Genomic DNA, 18,942 nt, shown 5'->3' on the forward strand with positions numbered 1-18,942 from the left:
AAACAAAAAACTAATGAAAAAACAATTAATCCTTACACTAGCTTTAATGATTACTCTTTTTTCTTTCGCACAAAAGAAAGAATTAAAGGCATTAGAAAAAGCTGTTAAAAACAACAATTTTGCTGAGGCTAAGGCGGCAGCTAAAACTTTAGAGCCTATGCTAGATAGTATGGACGATAAATCAAAATCAAAATTCTATTTTGCTAGAGCAAAAGCATTATATGCTAATGGAGCAGGAGCAATTTCAGATTTTGATACTGCTTTTGAAGATTTAACTAAAGTAGATAGTAAATATGTTAGTGATTTAGCAGAAACTAAGAGTTTTGTTCAAAATGAATTATTAGTAAAAGGTAACGAGTTTTATTCAAGTGGTAAATACGCTCAAGCTTCTACTATGTTTGAAATGTTATATAAATTAGTTCCAAAAGATGAATCTTATCTATACTTTGCTGCTGTAAGTTCAGTTTTAGCAAAAGATTATGACACAGCTTTAGAGCACTACTTAAAATTAAACGAATTAGGATATACTGGTGTTGTAAAAGAGTACTATGCTATAAACAAAGAAACAGGAGAAGAAGAAACTTTCGATAAAGCGACTAGAGATGTTTTTGTAACTAAAGCAAAAACTCACATTAGTCCAGGAGAAAGAATGACAGAATCTAAAGCTGCTGAAATAGCAACACAAATTGCGTCTATATACTTAAATAAAGGAGAAAACGAAAAAGCTTTAGAAGCAATTAAAAATGCAAGAGCTTTAGATCCATCTAATACAACTTTAATTATTACAGAGGCAAATACACAATATAATTTAGGTAATATTGAAGAATTTGAAAGATTAACAAAAGAGGCTGTAATTAACGATCCTAATAATACAGAGTTATTATTTAATTTAGGAGTAGTTTCTGTTAAAGCAGGAAAAACTCAAGAAGCAAAAGAATACTATAAAAAAGTAATTGCATTAGATCCTAAAAATGACGACGCTAATACTAATTTAGCAGCATTAATTATGGATCAAGATAAACCAATTAAGGAGAAAATGAATGCCTTAGGAGGTTCTAATGCAGATAATATTGCTTATGCTAAATATTTAGAAGAGCTTAAAGCGGTTTACAAAGAAGCAATTCCTTATTTAGAAACTGTTGTGTCTAATGGTAAAGCAGATACAGATGTTGTAAAAACTTTAGCTAGTCTTTATGGAGCTATTGATCAAGGAGATAAAGCTAAAGCATTAAAAGAAAAATTTGGATTATAATAATTATAGAATAATATTATAAACTAAAAAAAGAGCTCAATTTTAATTGAGCTCTTTTTTTTATCTATACTTTTAAAAATATAATCTTTTTGTGGTCTATTATTAACTTCTGTTAGTAACCTCTTCAGTCTCACAACCAAATAAGCTTTTTTCCATAATTAATTTGCTAACACCTTCTGGAAGCATTTTTTGCCAACCATCTTCACCTTTATTAATCATACTTAGTACTTTTCTAGAAAAGATTGTTAGGGTAGAAGGATCATAATCTGTAATATCTACTACCTTTCCGTTATACTTAAAGAACTTGTAAAGCTCTTTCATACGTGGATGTACTTTTAAATTATCGCTAGTTGTTAGTGTGCCATCTTCATTTTCCATAGGATAAAGGTAGACACGTAAATCTTTAAAAAATAGTTTACCAAAAGCTTCAAGTATGCCGCCACTTAAATGTCTATAGTATTTTTCATCAAAAATATCTACTAAATTGTTTACTCCCATTGCTAATCCCATTCTTGCTTTAGAATATTGAGAGAAGTATTCTACAAGCTTATAATATTCTTGGAAATTAGAGATTAATACTGTTTGACCTAAAGAGCATAAAAGTTTAGCTCGATCCATGAAATCTTGCTCATCAATTTCGCCTTCTGCACGTAAATTAGATAAAGTAATTTCGAAAATTACTTGAGTCTTATCCTCGTCTACTTTATTTTCTTTTAAAAACATGTCTAAAGATTTTTTATACATGTCCATATTTACTTTTGTAACAGGTCTAAAACTTCCACGAAGCGTTAAAATATTACGTTTATAAAGTACTCTTGCTGGCAATACATTATTTCCATCTGGAGCAAACATTACCGCATCAGTCATTCCATTTTTAACAAGTTGTAAACTCATTAAACGGTTATCTACATCTTTAAAAACAGGACCAGAAAAGTTAATAGTATCTATTTCTAATTGGTCTTTATCTAAATGGTCGTATAAATAGCGTAATAATTTTCTAGGTTGGTTGTATTTATAAAAAGCACCATATATTAGGTTTGTACCTAATTTACCTAAAGTTTCTTGTTGTAAACGTGCATCGTTTTCTTTAAAACGAATATGTAAAACAATTTCATTGTATTCGTCTTGCGAAGCATCAACTTGGTATTTTATACCTACCCAACCATGTCCTTTATACTTTTTAGCAAAATCTATAGTTGCTACAGTATTTGCATAGCTAAAAAACATTTTATGAGGATGCTTATCTCTAGTAATACGTTGCTCGATTAAGTTAATTTCATGATCAAGCATTTTGCGTAAACGTGCTTCGGTAACATAACGTTTATCGTCTTCAATGCCATAAATAGCATCACTAAAATCTTTATCGTAAGCCGACATGGCTTTGGCAATAGTTCCAGATCCACCACCTGCTCTAAAAAATTGACGAACAGTTTCTTGACCAGCACCAATTTCGGAAAAAGTTCCGTAAATATTCTCATTTAAATTGATGCGAAGTGCTTTGTCTTTTAGTGAAGGAATACTTTCAATATCCTTGTCTCCTTTAAGTGTAATTTCCATAGATGGGCATTGTTTTTCTTACATACAAAGGTATCAAATAACTAAAGCAAACAAAAAAAATATCTTACTTTTGTGACAAATAAGATTAATATTGAAAATTACTTTTTTAGGCACAGGCACATCTCAAGGTATTCCAGTAATTGGTAGTAATCATCCTGTATGTTTAAGTGAAAATCCTAAAGATAAACGTTTACGTGTTTCTATATTAGTAGAGTGGCAAAATTCTACATTTGTTGTAGATTGTGGACCGGATTTTAGGCAGCAAATGTTACGCGCTAATCCTAAAAAAATAGACGCTGTTATATTTACTCACGAACATGCAGACCATACGGCTGGATTAGATGATATTCGTCCTTTCTTTTTTAAGCAAGGAGATATAGATATTTATGCACATAAACGTGTGTTAGGTCAATTAACACAACGTTTTGAGTATATTTTTACTTCGGAAATAAAATATCCAGGAGTACCAAATCTTATTCAAAATGAAATTAAAAATGAACCATTTAATATTGATGGTTTAAAAATTATACCTATTGAAGGACTTCATTATAAACTTTCTGTTTTTGGTTACCGATTTGGTAATTTTGCATATTTAACAGATATGAAAACCATAGCAGAAACTGAAAAGCAAAAACTTAAAAATTTAGATGTTTTAGTTATTAATGCTTTACGTGAAGAAGAACATATTTCTCATTTTACACTAGCCGAAGCATTAGATATTATAGCTCAATTAAAACCTAAAAAAGCATATTTAACACATATTAGCCACTTATTAGGTTTCCATGATGAGGTTGAACAGAAATTGCCTAATAATGTTTTTTTAGCTTATGATGGTTTAGAAATATCTATTTCAGAATAATAAATTAAATTTCAAAAAATTACTATACATTATGAAGAATCGTATTTTTATGTATCTTTTTATTTTTTCGGTTTTACTATTAATATTTAATTATGTTAATTCGAAAAAAATATTTGATGATAGCAACAAAACTGTTGCAACTTATAAAAAACAATCTATAAAGTACCAAGATTCAATTTTATCATTAAAAGATAAAATACACGATCTTTCTCAGTTTAGTTTTGATTATAACGATCATTCTTACGATTACTTTTTAAATCAAGGTTATAATGTAGAAGAATTAATGACTACTGTTAAAGATGCTTTATACTCACAAAACGAATATGAAGGAGAACAACATCCTTTAGTACCTTATGCATCTACAACACAAACTAAAATAATTATAAACTCTATTAGAGTATTAAACCATAAATGGATTATTGCCGATTTTACAGACGGACAACTTTGGGGAGAAATGCTAGTAGTTTATACGCTTAATGAAAAAGGAGAATTAAATTTTAGAGTGGCAGAGTCTTTACTTAATCCGCTTTAAATTAATTTAATTAACCATTCTTTAAACTCATAAAAATTTTGTGGTGCAACTCCATGTCCAACAGGAAATTCAGAATATTTATGATTAATGTCTAAAGCTGTTAAAAATTCTGGAGCTTTTCTTGCCCAATCTATTGGTATAACTTGGTCTACAGAACCATGAGAACAATAAAAGTTTAAATGTTTATAATGGTCTTTTGGTAAAGTGTTAAATAAATCTTCATTAACATAACCACTTAAAGCAATTACATTTTTAATTTTCTCTGGGTAGGAGAGAGCTACAGCATAACTTAATATTGTACCTTGACTAAATCCTAATAGAGAAACATTATCCTTATTTACAGGATATTTAGCTATTGTTTCATCTATAAATTTAGCAATTAAATCTCTAGATTGTATAGCTTGTTCATTATCACTCCATTTTCCTTTATCGGCATCAAAATTTATAGCATACCATGCATTACCATAAGGTTGCATAGGATAAGGCGCTCTTGCCGAAATTATAAATAATTCTTCTGGTAATTCGCTAGCGAAAGAAAATAAGTCGTTTTCATCGCTGCCATAGCCATGAAATAATATTAAAAGTGGCGCATTGTCTTTTAAAGACGATTCGCGTATAACGTGATATAGAGATAAGTCTGTCATTTATGTTTTATTTACCAATATTTGAGAAAATTTTTTGATATAAAGGACCAAGTAAAGGTACTTCGTTCATTTTTCCTGTAATAGCTCCAATTAAGCCGTAAAAGAAAAGAACACCAAAGCCAATCCAAAAACCTATAGATATAGCCCAGCTGTTAAAACTTCCTATAAAATAGCCTAATAACAAATACGTTAAACATAAGCCTAAACCTTGCCTTACGTGGAATGCTACAAATGGATTTTTTTTATCATTATTAGTAATTAATGCTATAATAGAGCCAATTATTGTTAAATAAGCGACAACACTCATCATTTTTCCTTCTTCAATAATTTCTTGATTCATATATGTTAATATTTTCAGCGTTAGTATTTAAATTGAGTTTTTTTTATACTAACTTTTAATTGTTTTTTATTTAATAAGATAACTTAACGCAAGTATTTATATCATAAATTTTTATAAGGAAACTTTTTTATTTGCAATTATGCCATAAACACTTCCTTTTAATTCTTTTTCTAAAAACAGACTGTTTTTTGATGACGAATAAATGTTTTTAGTAGTAAAAGTATATTTCTTATCAGGATTAAAAAGCGTTAAATCGGCAATATTTCCTTCTGCAATAATAGAAGGTTCTACATTAAATCTTGCTTTTCCTCTAGTTAATAATTGTATTGTTTTTTTAGTAGAAAATAATGTTTGTAAAGCTCCAAAAGCACTTTCAAGCCCTATAGTGCCATAGTCAGCATAATCAAACTCTACTTTTTTGCCTTCAATAGTAATAGGATTGTGGTCACTAGTAACCATATCTATAGTCCCGTCTTTTAAGCCTTCGATTAAAGCATCTAAATCGCTTTGTGTTCTTAATGGAGGGAGTACTTTGTAATGCGTATCAAAATCTTCTAATTCTTTATCTGTTAAGCATAAATTATGAATTGCTACACTACATGTAACGTCTAATTTTTTTTGTTTAGCATTTCTAATTAGGGCAACAGATTCTGCTGTAGAAATAGTTGGAATATGTAATTTTCCTCCTGTGTATTCTAATAAATACAAATCTCTAGCTACTTGTAAAGCTTCTGCCAAGCTTGGATTGCCTTTTAAACCTAACGTTGTACTTGTTATATTCTCGTTCATAACGCCTTGTCCAGAAATTCTATTTTCTTGTGGAAATGAACAAACTAAACCATTAAAATTACTGGCGTATTGCAAAGCAATTTTAAGTAAATTAGGATTTGCTATTGGTTTTTTATAATCTGAAAATGCTATTGCACCAGCAGATTTCATATCGAATAATTCTGCCAAATCTACACCATCACTATTTCTAGTTAATGCGCCCATAGGTAGTAAATTTACCACATTGTTTTGGGCTTTCATATTAACAAAAGTAATGGCAGAATTTGTATCTATTACTGGTTGTGTATTTGCTTGCATGACCACAGATGTAAAACCAGATTTTGCGGCAGTTTTTAATCCGTTTTCTATAGTCTCTCTGTCTTCAAATCCTGGTTCTCCAAAGCATACACTACTATCAAACCAACCTTGAGAAATATGTAAATTCTCTAAGTTTATTTCTTTATAATTGTTAGTGTTTTTAATAGATTTTCCAATTTTAGAAATCTTACCTTTTTCTATTAAAAGGTCTTGAGTAGTGTTATGAAAATCACTCTTAGAATCAATTATTGTTGCCGATTTTATTAGTACGTTCATTTAAAATATTTTAATATGAGCATTTCAAAAACTAAAAGTATTAATGCTAAAATAACAAACCATTTCCATAGCTCGTTTACTTTATTATCATTTTTTATGTTATTAAAAACTTCTGAAATAGAATTGCTAACTGCAAAATTATCTAGATTTGAAAAACTTTGATATACAAGGTTGCTTTCATCTCTATTGTAATTATAGCTTACGCTTTGTAAAATTTCAGTGTTATTTTTAATATTATATATACCTGCTTTTTCTGGAGTTTCGTTGGTTGTAATAGCAACTTTGTTATTAAAATATTGTTGTTGCGGTATTATAGTAGCGTTATTGTTTTCTAAAGTTAAAACAGCATCTTGTTGTAAGTTTGTTACCACATCGAAAGTGTTTTCTTTACCAGTAGTATAATACAAATTCGAGAGTTGTAAACTGCGTTTTGAGATGTTGTAAAACGTTGGGACAATTAAATTAATGTCTTGAAAATTTGAATTTTCTCTGTTTAATGATGAAGAAAATACAAAAGCATTATTATGTTCTGATAGAAATGGTTTTCCATCTTCAAATTGTAGTACTGCAGAAGCGTTAGCTAAAGTTTGAGGATAAAAAGTATTAATTTTTGGGTATTGAAAATTAGATACTTGTTTTTCAAAGACACCATCACTATATAAAGGGTGAGAGTAATTAATTGTTGTTAGGCGTTTTTCGGTTTTAGAAAGTGCAGAAAAAGTACCAAAACTATAATTTAATAGTAGGTTATTGTAACTTTCAATATCTATATCTTGAGAAGGTATTATTACTAAAATTCCATTATTACTTGTAAATGCTTTTAAAGCTGTAACTAATGAGTTTGGAATGCTATTTAATTCGTTTAATATAATAAGATTTTGATTAGAAATATCTCCATAATTTAATTGATTAAATGCGGTTGATTTATAATTAAATTCTTTTTCTGTATAAATGTTTTTTAAAAATTCATCGTTATTTTCGTTAATAGCTAGAACATTTATTTTAGAATTATTATTTATATTAAAGTAGAGAGTATTATCAAATTGAAGGTTTGCATCGTCGATTACTACTTTTCCATTAATACGTTCGTTTATAGGTAATGTAAAAACTGTGGTAGCTTTATCTGTAATTTTAACTGATGATTTTGTTAAAAGATTATCGTTATTATAAATAGATACTGGTAAATTTTCTAAACTATTACCGCTGTTTTTTAAACTTACCGTTAGCTCTAAATTACTTGGGTTTCTTTTAGAAATATATACACTATCTATAGTTATGTTATTCTGGTTAACAGGCTTTAATTGTACTAAATTAAGTGTTGCAGTTTCATCTGCTTTAGTAGGAAAATTAGCGTTTTTTTGTTGAAAATCGCTTATAAACACTAGGTTTTTAGTAGAACTAATTTTTTTAGTAAAATACTTTTTACTTTTTAGTAAAGCTGCTTCGTAAGGTAATTGGTTGGTAGAGTAGTTTAGGTTTAATAAATCGTTAGTAATTGCTTTTATAGTAGTGTTTCTATAGCTATTATCATTTGTAATAAGCGAAATGTTTTCATCTTCTGGAATATTGCTAATAATATCGCTAACAGCTCGTTTAAGTAGTTCTCCTTTACTACCTTTTGCTTGCATACTAAAGGAATTATCTAGGTAAATTACAGTTTCAGATGTGGTGTTAAATGTATTGTTTTTAGAAGTAAATGGTTGTGCAAAAGCAATAACTATTGCAGCAAGAATACACATTCTAGTAAATAAAGTTAACCATTTTTTTATTTGTGCACTTTTACGGGTTTGTAAAGTTACTTTTTTTAAAAATGCTACATTGGTAAAAGCTTCCTTTTGAAATTTACGTAATTGAAATAAATGAACAATAATTGGGATTAGCAGTAATAATAAGGCGTAAAGAAGTTCTGGATGTTTAAACTGCATTGCTAATTTTGATTAGGCAAATATAAAAACTAATACTGAAATATGTAAAGCTTTAACAAAAGAAAAAATAATCTGTCATAGATTTTTTGTTTAGCTTTAAAAAGTAAGCTCTAATTGTTTGTTGTTCTTCGTTATTAGCTACACTTACAATACATTGAAAGTGTTTTAAAGTTTCTAAATATTGAAACGGTTTCATTTCAACATTGTAAATATGTTTACCAATTTTTTTAGGGTTATCGCAAATCCAATAAAAAGGTATATTTAAAGCATTTAGTTTTCTAGCAATAGCTTTGCCCTTATTTCCTGCTCCCCAAATAACTAAAGGTTGCTCTTTATTATAATCTAACTTTAAAAAATAATAAAGTTTAATATCTATAAAACTATTTTCTGCATAATTTGCATCGGTTCTCGAAGCTCTTGTTCCATAGTCTCTCCAAAAATGTAGCGTTTGGTTGCAAGGTATAATTTTATAATTGGCTTGGTAAAACCTAAAAGTTAAATCGTAATCTTCAGGATAACGTGTTGGATTAAATGCATCAATATTTAATAAATCTTCTCTAGAAATCATCCAACAGGGAGATGGTATAACACATTCTTTATAAATTTCAGAATAATTGGTGCCTTTGCTTGTAAGTTTATTTAACCAAGTCTCATATTTTCTATAACCATCACTAATACCTTCTGCAGAAAAATAACTTACTAAACCAGTTGCTATATAGCATTTACCGTGTTGTTGTAAATTTTTTAAAAGTGTTTCTAGCTTAATATTTGGCATAATATCGTCGCTATCCATTCTAGTAATATAAGTGCCTTTAGACTTTGAAAAAGCTAATTTTAATGCATTAATTATACCGGAACCTTCATTTTTAAAAAGCTTAATACGCGTGTCCTTTTTAGTATAACTCTCAACTAAACTATAACTATTATCTGTAGAGTTGTCGTCTATAATTAGTAGTTCCCAATTAGAATATGTTTGGTTAATAATAGAGTCTAAACATTCACCAAGAAATAATTCGGTGTTTTTAAATGGAATTAGTATACTAATTAGTGGTTGCTGCATTGCTGCAAGATAGTATTCTGGGTGTTTTTATTTAACAGATATTAACATAATTTTACAATTTGTATTTGTAACACATTGTAACTTTGAGCGTCTTACCGTTTTTAAGACCATTAATATAAAATCAAAACAATGAAAAAACATTTATTTAGTGTTGCATTTGCAGGAATACTTCTAGTAGGATGTAATGCTACCAAAACAGCAGGTGAAAAATCTAAAAACGATTTAGCCTCTTTAAATCCTATTGAAACTAGTTTAAATTTAAGTAAAGTAGTTGATGATAAAGCGCCAGTAACAATTAATCCTGGACGTTTTACTACAGAAACTGTAACATATAGATTGCCAAGAGTAGTACAAGGAACATACTCTGTTAGTGATTTTGGAAAATATGTAGACGATTTTAAAGCTATAGATTACAAAGGAAACGAGCTGCCAGTTGTAAAAACAGATACAAACACATGGACAATTAGTAATGCTACTAATTTAGACATGATAATGTATAATGTAAACGATACTTTCGATATGGAAACTCAAGGTGGTGGAATTGGTAAAGAAGTACCATTTTCTCCTGCAGGAACTAATATTGAAACTACAAATTATGTATTAAACTTACATGGCTTTGTTGGGTATTTTGATAGTTTAAAAACGGCGCAATACAATTTAAATGTTACTGCACCTAAAACTATGCTAAAAACATCTGCTTTACAAGAGACAGAAACAAAAATGAATGAGGATGGTTTAACTATGACAACCACCTATTTCGCGCCAAGATATTTTGATATTACAGATAATCCAATGTTTTATGGAGCTTTAGATGTCGAAGAATTTCAAGTTGGAGATATAAAAATTGTTTTAAGTGTATACTCTCCAAACAATGTACATTCTGCCGAAAAAATTAAAGCAGTTATGCAAAAAATGATGGAAGCGCAAAAAACATATTTAGGAGATATTAATACAACACCTCGTTATGATATTTATTTATATTTATCTGAAGGAAAAGAAGAATCTCCAAAAGGTTTTGGAGCTTTAGAACACCATACTTCTACAGTTGTTGTTTTACCAGAATCTATGCCTTTTGATGCATTATCTGCAAGTATGATAGATGTTGTTTCTCATGAGTTTTTTCATATTGTAACACCTTTAAGTGTGCATTCTGAAGATGTACATTATTTTGATTATAATCAACCAACATTTTCTAAGCATTTATGGATGTATGAAGGTGTAACAGAATATTTTGCAACATTATTTCAAGTTAATCAAGATCTAGTAGAAGAAGAGGAGTTTTACACAAAAATAATGGGTAAAATAAAAGCAGCTTCTGCAATGAACGATAGTATGAGTTTTACTGAAATGAGTGAAAACATATTAGAAGATGCTTATGCACCACAATACTTAAATGTGTACCAAAAAGGAGCATTAATTGGTATGTGTATAGATATTTTAATGAGAGAAGAAAGTAATGGAAATAGAGGTATTTTATCTTTAATGAAAGAATTATCATTAAAATATGGTAAAAATAAACCTTTTGAAGATGATAATTTAATTGCCGAAATAACAGCAATGACATATCCTTCTGTTGGTGAATTTTTAAACACACACGTTGTTGGTAATACGCCAATTAACTACAACGACTTTTTTGCAAAAGCTGGTTTAGTATTAACAGAATCTAAAGTAAAAACAAGCTATATACAAAATGAAGGAACTTTAATATTTGCACCAGATATGGCAACCATGACAATTCCTTTTTCTGAAGCTGTAAAAGACAATAGTTTCTGGGCAGAAAACGGTGTTTTACCAGGAGATGTTATTAAAACAGTAGATGGAAAAGAGTTAAACATGGCAAGCGCACAGCAAATACTAACAGAAGTGTACATGTGGAAACCAGGTAGAGAGGTTGATGTAAGACTAGACAGAAATGGAGAAGAAATAGTAGTAAAAACTACATTAACACAATCTTATACTACAGGTTCTAGTTTAGCTATAGACCCAAATGCTACAGCAAAGCAAAATGCATTACGTGAAGCTTGGTTAAAAGGATAAAATAAAGCAATTCATACTTCGGTACAAAAATTGATTATAAAATTGTATCGAAGTATTTTTTAGTATCTTTAGATATAATAATACACGAATTAATTTAAAATAATATACAATGAAGAAGTTAATTTTAATGAGTTTTTTATTCTTAATGAGTATTAGCACTGCAATAGCACAAGATAAGCCTGTTGATAGTGATTATGTAATTTTACTAAATGAAAAAGTGTTTTATTACCATAATGATGGTGTTAAGCCACTAAATGAAGAGTTAAAACTAAACGATGGAACAGTTGTTAAAACTGACGGTACTTATATTAAAGACAAAAAAAACATGAAATTATCCGATGGAGAATGTTTGGGTATGAGTGGTAAAAAATATAATACTCAATTAGATTTAACTAAGAAAATTTTAAAAGAAAGAAAGAAGTAAAATTTCTTTTACCATATAAAAAAGCCCAATTAGCAATGTTAATTGGGCTTTTTTTATTTATAATTTTTCAAAAAAATATATTTATAATTAATCAAAAACTTCTGGCTTTACAACTGTAAAACTAAAAGTGGTGCTTTCTCCAATTTTAGAAGTTACCATAATAGTTCCACCTAAAGATTTTACTAAGTTTTTAACTGTAGATAAGCCAATACCATGGCCCTTATTGCCATTCCTGTCTAAGTTACCAACTGTCGAGAATAAATTAAAAACGGTTTCTAATTTGTCTTCAGGAATACCAACGCCATTATCTGTAACAGAAAAGTTATAAAATTCATCTTTAATAGTACAAGAAATATCAATTATTGTATGCTCTTTATCATTATATTTTAAACTGTTACCAATTAGATTTAGTAAAATTTGTTCTAAAGCAACACGGTTACATATTATCTCTACATCATCTTCGGGAAAATTAATATGACAATTTGTATTTATTTGCAATAAGTCTACAAGATCTTCTAATAAATGATTTAAGTAAAAAGAATCAACAGTATTATCGGTTTTATCGCTTTCGTAATGGTCTAATAAATTAGATATATACTCGCTTAATGAAAAAGAAGAACGTTTTAAATTAGTTAAATACTGTAAAGCTTTATCATCTAGTCTATCGCCATACTTTTTCTTTAAAATATCTGTTGTAACAATCATGTTTGCTAAAGGCATTTTCATATCATGAGAAACATGTCCTGCAAAATTTTTAAGATTATTATTTTGAAATTTTAATTCTTCTCTAACTTCTCTAAGTTCTAAGTTGTTTTTTCTTAATTCAAATAATTGCACTACCTGTTTAGCAAGTATAACAAGCGATTTTTTTTGTTTATTACTTAATACTCTAGGTTTAGAATCGAAAATACATAATGTGCCTAAAGGAAAACCGTCAGAATTTATTAAAGGAGCACCAGCATAAAATATAGCGTTATGTTCTTTTACTAATGGATTGTTTTCAAATCTTGGGTCTAAACGTGCGTCTTTAATTTCAAATAAATCATTTTCGCTTAAAATTGCGTGACCACAAAAAGAGGTGTCTCTAGGAGCCTCGTTAAAAGGAATTCCATAATGAGATTTTAAAAAATTTCTTTCAGCATCAAGTAATGTAATTAATGAAATAGGAACATCAATTAAATTTGAAACTAAATTTGTTATATTATCAAAATCTTCCTCTGGAAGTGTATCTAAAAGCTGATAAGATTTTACTGCTTTTAATCGGGCTGACTCATTTTTTGGAAACCTTGGAGTTATCAAAAGTACTAGTGTTAAAAATTATTAAATATTATTTAAACTAGTTTAAATAACTAAGTTTAGTTTTTATGCTAAATTCAAAGTTAATAAAATTATATATGAGTTTCGCTTTAAAATATTTAATGAGTTAAAAAAAGGTTTTATTAATTATTAAAAACCTTCAAACACACCTAATCCAAATAATGCAAAATCATATTTAACAGGATCGTTTTTATCCATTTTTCTTAATGCATTATCTAGTTCTGTTAAAGCTTTACCATCATTTTTTTTGCGTTGTAATAAACCTAGTTTTCTTGCTACATTGCCAGAATGCACATCTAACGGACAAGATAATTGTGATGGTGATAATGTTTTCCAAATACCAAAATCTACTCCAGTATTGTCGTTTCTTACCATCCAGCGTAAAAACATGTTAATTCTTTTTGCTGCAGAATTTTTTAATGGGTCGCTTACGTGTTTTTGTGTACGTTGCAAATGTTCAATTTCGAAAAAAGACTGTTTAAAAAAGTGAATTGCTTTTTGTAAAGAATCATTTTCGGCATGGGTTGCAAATATAGCTTCTAATCCATTATGGTTTTTGTAAATATGCTTAAGGCTTTTTATAAACGTTATAAAATCTAAGCCATTAAATGTTCTATGTACAAAAGGTTCTAATTTCTCTAAATCCTGTTCTTGATGGTTTATTATAAAATCATAAGGAGAATTATCAAGTAATTGCATCATTCTATTTGCATTATTTATAATGCTTTTTCTATTGCCCCAAGCAATAGTAGCACTTAAAAAGCCTGCAATTTCAATGTCTTCTTTTTTACTAAAACGGTGAGGAATTTGTATTGGATCGCTAGTTATAAAATCTGGCCTATTGTATTGTTCTACTTTTGCGTCTAAAAATTCTTTAAGTTCTTTTTTATTCATCATTATAACTTAAATATGTTTTACAAGAATAGTGATTTATAATTTTAATGAAAATAAAAAAGGTAACCATTTACGGTTACCTTTATTTAATATGTTATAATTATTTTTATAATGGTTTTCTACCTGATATAATATTGTAAAGAATAACTATTACAGCTATAACTAATAGAATGTGAATTAAACTGTTTCCACTCATTCCAGGCATAACTCCTAAAAATCCTAGAAGCCATACAATAATACAAATTACGGCTACAAGCCAAAGAATACTTCTCATAATAATATAGTTTAATGGTTAATAATAACTAACTTAAGAATTTTTATGACGCTCTTGTGTTAATAAACTTATAAAGCTATTATCTCTTATTTTAAAGCAAAAACTATTTTAATTCTTTTTTAAGAAATTTAGCGGTATGACTTTTTTTATGTTTTGCAACTTGTTCTGGAGTTCCTTCTACAATAATTTTACCACCACCTTGTCCACCTTCGTAACCAACATCTATAATATGATCTACTGTTTTTATTACGTCTAGATTATGTTCTATAATTAACACAGTATTACCTTTATCTGCTAATTTGTTTAAAACAATCATTAGTACTCGAATATCTTCAAAATGCAAACCGGTTGTAGGTTCGTCTAAAATATAAAAAGTATTTCCTGTATCTCGTTTGCTTAGTTCTGTAGCTAATTTAATGCGTTGTGCTTCTCCTCCAGAAAGAGTTGTACTTTGTTGTCCTAGAGTAATGTAACCTAAACCTACATCTTGTATGGTTTTTAGTTTTCTATAAATTTTAGGAATATTTTCAAAATACTCTACAGCTTCATTAATAGTCATGTCTAGGACATCACTAATGCTTTTTCCTTTATATCTAATTTCTAATGTTTCTCTATTAAAACGTTTACCTTGGCATGTTTCGCACTCTACGTAAACATCTGGAAGAAAATTCATTTCAATAACACGTAATCCTCCACCTTTACAAGTCTCACAACGTCCACCAGCAACATTAAAGCTAAATCTTCCAGGTTTATAGCCTCTAATCATAGCTTCTGGTATTTTAGCAAATAAACTTCTTATTTCTCCAAATGTTCCGGTATAGGTTGCAGGATTACTACGTGGTGTCCTACCAATAGGAGATTGGTTTATATCTATAACTTTATCGCAGTGTTCTAAACCTTTTATGCTTTTATATGGCATTGGTTTTTTTACACCATTAAAATAATAGGCATTAAGTATGGGATAGAGTGTTTCGTTAATTAATGTAGATTTTCCACTACCAGAAACTCCTGTAACTCCTATCATTTTTCCTAGAGGAAATTTTACCGATACATTTTTTAAGTTATTACCAGTGCAGCCTTTTAATTCAATAAATTTCCCGTTACCTTCACGACGTTTTTTAGGAATTTCAATTTCTTTTTTACCGTTTAAGTATTGTGCTGTTAGTGTATTTTCTTTTAATAGTTGTTTTGGAGTGCCTTGACTTATAATTTCGCCGCCATGTTTTCCAGCTCGCGGACCTATATCAATAACATGATCTGCACTTTCTATCATGTCTTTATCATGTTCAACAACAATTACGGAGTTTCCAATATCTCTAAGTGAAACTAAAGAATTTATAAGTTTTTCATTATCGCGTTGGTGTAAACCAATACTAGGTTCATCTAATATATATAAAACACCTACTAATTGCGAACCAATTTGAGTGGCTAAACGAATACGTTGTGCCTCACCACCAGAAAGCGATTTTGAATTTCGGTTTAAAGAAAGATAATTAAGACCAACATCTAACAAAAATTGAAGTCTAGCTCGTATTTCCTTAATTATTTCTTCGGCAATTTTAATTTGTTTTTTCGAAAGGTTTTTTTCTAAATCTTGAAACCATTCTGCTAAGTCAACAATATCTTTATTCGCTAATTCCGCAATGTTTTTACCTGCTACTTTAAAATATAAAGATTCTTTACGTAATCTAGAACCTTCGCAAACAGGACAATTTACTTTGTCCATATATTCTTTTGCCCAGCGTTTTAAGGATGTAGATTCTGCATTTTTATATTGGTTGTCTATAAAATTAGCGACACCTTCAAAATCAATTTTATAATCTCTTGTAATACCTAAAGTTTTACTTTCAACAGAAAATTTATCGTTACCACCGTATAAAATAATTTGTTTAGCTTCTTTTGGGATATTTTTATAGGCGTCTGTTAGTTTAAAATTAAAACGCTCTGCAATAAGTTGCAATTGCTTAAAAATCCAACTTTTCTTTTCTGGTCCATGAGGTGCCAAAGCACCATTTTTAATAGATAAAGAATCGTCTGGAATAATTTTATTTTCGTTTACTTGGTATAAGTTTCCAATACCATTACAATTAGGACATGCACCTTTTGGTGAGTTAAATGAAAAATTATTTGGTTCAGGATTTGGATACGATATTCCCGAAGTAGGACACATTAAATTTCTACTAAAATAACGTGCTTTTTGAGTGTCTTGATCTATAACCATTAACACATCGTCACCATGGTACATTGCTGTATTTATGGTTTCATCTAAGCGCTTATCGTTAGCAATTTTATCATCAATCTTAAGTCTATCTATTACAATTTCAATATCATGATTTTTATAACGATCTAGTTTCATTCCTTTTACTAAATCTTTTATTTCACCATCTGTTCTTACTTTTACAAAGCCTTGCTTTGCAATTTGCTCGAATAATTCACGATAATGACCTTTACGAGAACGCACGACAGGCGATAAGATATTTATTTTTTTGCCTTTATAGCTTTCAATAATTAGAGATTTTATTTGCTCGTCGCTATAGCTTACCATTTTTTCGCCAGTATTAAAACTGTAGGCATCACTGGCACGGGCATAAAGTAGTCTTAAAAAATCGTAAATTTCTGTTATAGTTCCAACTGTAGATCGTGGCGATTTACTTGTTGTTTTTTGCTCGATAGCAATAACAGGAGAAAGTCCATCAATTTTATCGACATCTGGGCGTTCTAAGCCACCCAAAAATTGTCTGGCATACGCCGAAAATGTTTCAATATAACGACGTTGTCCTTCGGCATAAATAGTATCGAAAGCAAGCGATGATTTTCCACTTCCAGATAAACCAGTAATTACTACTAATTTTTCTCGCGGAATAGTAACATCGAGATTTTTTAAATTATGAACTCTGGCACCTTTTACCACAATGTTTTCTTCAAAATTCGTCATATAAATAGCTAAATATTGCTGTTTTAAAACAGATTTGCGAAGTTACGGTTTTTAGCGTTCATTTTTAAGCTCATTTAGTTAGGATTTTATTAAAATAGATAGACGATTTGGTATTTAATTTATAAATTCGATTTTAAAATTATGTCACTTCAAAATAATTTTAATGAATAAGAATGTGAATAAAGCAGTTTTATTTACTTATTTGAATAGGACAATAAATTTTAGTAAATAATAAAAATATATAGAAATGAAAATATTAGGAATAGGCTCAAGAATTAGCTATAACGAATACGGTAAAGGTGTAATAACGAATGTTGATAGCCAGCAATATTGGGTAACTTTTATAGATAACGGATTAGAAACAATCGCATTAAATGAAGAGATAGAAGTAATTGAAGCTGCAGAAAATGAAGTAGATACGGTTAGTTTTTTTGATGTTGAGCAGAGTTTTATGCGTTTACTAAAAAAATATAGCGATGTTAGTGAGGTTGTACATATTGGAGATAAATGGAAAGGTGGAAAGCTTATTTTAGAACCAGCAGATACTAATTTAAAAAGTAAAGAAATTAAAATTAATGATTTTTTTCATAAAATAACGATGGTTCGAGATAGGCTACGTGTTATGGAACAAAAAATTAATTCTAGTAAAAATCTAGACGAACAAGAGAAAATAGACTTACAGCAATATATTACGCGATGCTATGGAAGTTTAACTACTTTTAATGTGTTATTTAAGGTCAAGGAGCAACAGTTTGTAGGGCAGAAGAGTAAGTAAGTTTACAGGCTGTTTACTGAGACTGAGAAGTTTTTATTCCTTCAATCTCAATACCTAAAATCATAAATTTATGAAACGTTGGTAACATCGCTCCAGTTTTAGTTATTGTCCAATCACTCCAAGTCGCTTCTAGTCCATCTATTGGTAAAATGGAAGTCCACATTTGGAAGCTTTTTGGTTTTCCTGTGTTATCTAAATGCCATAAATAAGAATCTCCTGGAGTAGAGCCACCAGAATTATAGGTTACTAAAAGAGCTTCTTCTCCGTTTTCTAAAGTAACTATAGTTCGCTGTGTACCATCATCAAAAACCTTATAAGGTGCAACTAACCAAAAAGAGTCATTATTAAAATAAAAGATTGCTTTTTCAATAAGTTCTTTACTGTTTTCTCCTTCAATTTTTATATCATTTTTAAACACTTCGCTTTTTGAACTATCGTTTAAATCTAAATTTACTTTATAGTTTTTCCAATAGACTTCGCAGGTGTTTTCAGCTTTATTCCATTTAAAATGATGACGTTTTTTTAACGTCCATTCTATATAATCGGTAGATTTATATGCTTCATAATTTAAAGCATTTAGCATTTTTAATGCTAAAGTTTCTGAACCAGCTTCTTTGCCAACTGGTAACGCTTCGTTGTATTTAAAATAAAGAAAACCGTAGAGTAGGAGTGTTGGTAATGTAAAAAATACAATTACTCCTATTATTATTTTTAGAATTCTTTTTGGCGTTAATTTTTTCTTTTTTCTCATATTT

The 18,942-nt window shown here is 29.2% G+C and carries 17 protein-coding genes; 6 read left to right on the forward strand and 11 right to left on the reverse strand.

Annotated features, from left to right (window positions below; all coding sequences use genetic code 11):
* Positions 1-13: 13 nt before the first annotated feature.
* Complete coding sequence (locus tag BWR22_RS06705; RefSeq protein WP_076732836.1) at positions 14-1,252, forward strand: tetratricopeptide repeat protein; 1,239 nt, start codon at positions 14-16, stop codon at positions 1,250-1,252.
* 102 nt (positions 1,253-1,354) lie between these two features.
* Here the strand turns inward: BWR22_RS06705 and BWR22_RS06710 are convergent, their stop codons facing one another.
* Positions 1,355-2,809 (reverse strand): nicotinate-nucleotide adenylyltransferase, encoded by a 1,455-nt coding sequence (locus BWR22_RS06710; RefSeq protein ID WP_076732838.1) that lies wholly within the window; start codon positions 2,807-2,809, stop codon positions 1,355-1,357.
* Positions 2,810-2,900: 91 nt separating this feature from the next.
* Here BWR22_RS06710 and BWR22_RS06715 point away from each other — a divergent pair, with 91 nt between their 5' ends.
* Both BWR22_RS06715 and BWR22_RS06720 read left to right on the forward strand, forming a co-directional pair.
* Positions 2,901-3,668 carry an MBL fold metallo-hydrolase gene (locus BWR22_RS06715; protein ID WP_076732840.1) on the forward strand — a complete coding sequence of 256 codons (768 nt, stop codon included), beginning with the start codon at positions 2,901-2,903 and terminating at the stop codon, positions 3,666-3,668.
* Between the two features lie 31 nt (positions 3,669-3,699).
* Positions 3,700-4,200 (forward strand): hydrolase, encoded by a 501-nt coding sequence (locus tag BWR22_RS06720; protein ID WP_076732842.1) that lies wholly within the window; start codon positions 3,700-3,702, stop codon positions 4,198-4,200.
* On the opposite strand, the gene BWR22_RS06725 is transcribed toward BWR22_RS06720, so the two are convergent.
* The 5 genes from BWR22_RS06725 to BWR22_RS06745 form a co-directional block, all read right to left on the reverse strand.
* Complete coding sequence (locus BWR22_RS06725) at positions 4,197-4,844, reverse strand: alpha/beta hydrolase (protein WP_076732843.1); 648 nt, start codon at positions 4,842-4,844, stop codon at positions 4,197-4,199. The genes BWR22_RS06720 and BWR22_RS06725 overlap by 4 nt on opposite strands.
* Positions 4,845-4,851: 7 nt before the next feature.
* Positions 4,852-5,184, reverse strand: coding sequence for a hypothetical protein (locus tag BWR22_RS06730; RefSeq protein ID WP_076732845.1), 333 nt, complete (start codon positions 5,182-5,184; stop codon positions 4,852-4,854).
* Between the two features lie 111 nt (positions 5,185-5,295).
* A complete protein-coding gene (locus BWR22_RS06735) occupies positions 5,296-6,546 on the reverse strand; it encodes a dihydroorotase (RefSeq protein ID WP_076732846.1) in 1,251 nt (416 codons plus the stop codon).
* Positions 6,543-8,471, reverse strand: a complete 1,929-nt coding sequence (locus BWR22_RS06740) for a vWA domain-containing protein (RefSeq protein ID WP_076732848.1) — start codon at positions 8,469-8,471, stop codon at positions 6,543-6,545. Before BWR22_RS06740 ends, BWR22_RS06735 begins: the two co-directional genes overlap by 4 nt.
* Before the next feature lie 52 nt (positions 8,472-8,523).
* Positions 8,524-9,531, reverse strand: a complete 1,008-nt coding sequence (locus BWR22_RS06745; RefSeq protein WP_076732850.1) for a glycosyltransferase — start codon at positions 9,529-9,531, stop codon at positions 8,524-8,526.
* A 129-nt stretch (positions 9,532-9,660) separates the two neighbouring features.
* On the opposite strand from BWR22_RS06745, the gene BWR22_RS06750 reads away from it, so the two are divergent.
* Positions 9,661-11,568: a M61 family metallopeptidase gene (locus BWR22_RS06750; RefSeq protein WP_076732852.1), complete on the forward strand. Its 1,908-nt coding sequence runs from the start codon at positions 9,661-9,663 to the stop codon at positions 11,566-11,568.
* 109 nt (positions 11,569-11,677) lie between these two features.
* Positions 11,678-11,992: a DUF6799 domain-containing protein gene (locus tag BWR22_RS06755; RefSeq protein ID WP_156875581.1), complete on the forward strand. Its 315-nt coding sequence runs from the start codon at positions 11,678-11,680 to the stop codon at positions 11,990-11,992.
* A gap of 87 nt (positions 11,993-12,079) precedes the next feature.
* Here BWR22_RS06755 and BWR22_RS06760 read toward each other — a convergent pair whose 3' ends face one another.
* The 4 genes from BWR22_RS06760 to uvrA form a co-directional block, all read right to left on the reverse strand.
* The gene (locus BWR22_RS06760) at positions 12,080-13,291 is read right to left on the reverse strand and encodes a sensor histidine kinase (RefSeq protein WP_076732855.1); all 1,212 of its coding nucleotides are present in this window, start codon (positions 13,289-13,291) and stop codon (positions 12,080-12,082) included.
* 147 nt (positions 13,292-13,438) lie between these two features.
* Positions 13,439-14,203, reverse strand: a complete 765-nt coding sequence (locus BWR22_RS06765; RefSeq protein ID WP_076732857.1) for a TIGR02757 family protein — start codon at positions 14,201-14,203, stop codon at positions 13,439-13,441.
* A 106-nt stretch (positions 14,204-14,309) separates the two neighbouring features.
* Positions 14,310-14,477 carry a lmo0937 family membrane protein gene (locus tag BWR22_RS14340; RefSeq protein ID WP_121053090.1) on the reverse strand — a complete coding sequence of 56 codons (168 nt, stop codon included), beginning with the start codon at positions 14,475-14,477 and terminating at the stop codon, positions 14,310-14,312.
* A gap of 103 nt (positions 14,478-14,580) precedes the next feature.
* Positions 14,581-17,412 carry an excinuclease ABC subunit UvrA gene (gene uvrA / locus BWR22_RS06770; protein WP_076732859.1) on the reverse strand — a complete coding sequence of 944 codons (2,832 nt, stop codon included), beginning with the start codon at positions 17,410-17,412 and terminating at the stop codon, positions 14,581-14,583.
* A gap of 247 nt (positions 17,413-17,659) precedes the next feature.
* On the opposite strand from uvrA, the gene BWR22_RS06775 reads away from it, so the two are divergent.
* Positions 17,660-18,187: a hypothetical protein gene (locus tag BWR22_RS06775; RefSeq protein ID WP_076732860.1), complete on the forward strand. Its 528-nt coding sequence runs from the start codon at positions 17,660-17,662 to the stop codon at positions 18,185-18,187.
* A gap of 13 nt (positions 18,188-18,200) precedes the next feature.
* Here the strand turns inward: BWR22_RS06775 and BWR22_RS06780 are convergent, their stop codons facing one another.
* Positions 18,201-18,938, reverse strand: a complete 738-nt coding sequence (locus BWR22_RS06780; RefSeq protein ID WP_076732861.1) for a hypothetical protein — start codon at positions 18,936-18,938, stop codon at positions 18,201-18,203.
* Between the last annotated feature and the right edge of the window lie 4 nt (positions 18,939-18,942).

Origin of the sequence: Lacinutrix venerupis (genome assembly GCF_001971745.1) — a bacterium.
Classification (GTDB): Bacteria; Bacteroidota; Bacteroidia; order Flavobacteriales; family Flavobacteriaceae; genus Lacinutrix; species Lacinutrix venerupis.

Coding starts and splice junctions, on each gene's coding strand:
- BWR22_RS06780 (WP_076732861.1), bottom strand. CDS start 18,938: ATGAGAAAAAAGAAAAAATTAACGCCAAAAAGAATTCTAAAAATAATA.
- BWR22_RS06725 (WP_076732843.1), bottom strand. CDS start 4,844: ATGACAGACTTATCTCTATATCACGTTATACGCGAATCGTCTTTAAAA.
- BWR22_RS06750 (WP_076732852.1), top strand. CDS start 9,661: ATGAAAAAACATTTATTTAGTGTTGCATTTGCAGGAATACTTCTAGTA.
- BWR22_RS06755 (WP_156875581.1), top strand. CDS start 11,678: ATGAAGAAGTTAATTTTAATGAGTTTTTTATTCTTAATGAGTATTAGC.
- uvrA (WP_076732859.1), bottom strand. CDS start 17,412: ATGACGAATTTTGAAGAAAACATTGTGGTAAAAGGTGCCAGAGTTCAT.
- BWR22_RS06720 (WP_076732842.1), top strand. CDS start 3,700: ATGAAGAATCGTATTTTTATGTATCTTTTTATTTTTTCGGTTTTACTA.
- BWR22_RS06765 (WP_076732857.1), bottom strand. CDS start 14,203: ATGAATAAAAAAGAACTTAAAGAATTTTTAGACGCAAAAGTAGAACAA.
- BWR22_RS06730 (WP_076732845.1), bottom strand. CDS start 5,184: ATGAATCAAGAAATTATTGAAGAAGGAAAAATGATGAGTGTTGTCGCT.
- BWR22_RS06735 (WP_076732846.1), bottom strand. CDS start 6,546: ATGAACGTACTAATAAAATCGGCAACAATAATTGATTCTAAGAGTGAT.
- BWR22_RS06745 (WP_076732850.1), bottom strand. CDS start 9,531: ATGCAGCAACCACTAATTAGTATACTAATTCCATTTAAAAACACCGAA.
- BWR22_RS06775 (WP_076732860.1), top strand. CDS start 17,660: ATGAAAATATTAGGAATAGGCTCAAGAATTAGCTATAACGAATACGGT.
- BWR22_RS06710 (WP_076732838.1), bottom strand. CDS start 2,809: ATGGAAATTACACTTAAAGGAGACAAGGATATTGAAAGTATTCCTTCA.
- BWR22_RS06705 (WP_076732836.1), top strand. CDS start 14: ATGAAAAAACAATTAATCCTTACACTAGCTTTAATGATTACTCTTTTT.
- BWR22_RS06740 (WP_076732848.1), bottom strand. CDS start 8,471: ATGCAGTTTAAACATCCAGAACTTCTTTACGCCTTATTATTACTGCTA.
- BWR22_RS14340 (WP_121053090.1), bottom strand. CDS start 14,477: ATGAGAAGTATTCTTTGGCTTGTAGCCGTAATTTGTATTATTGTATGG.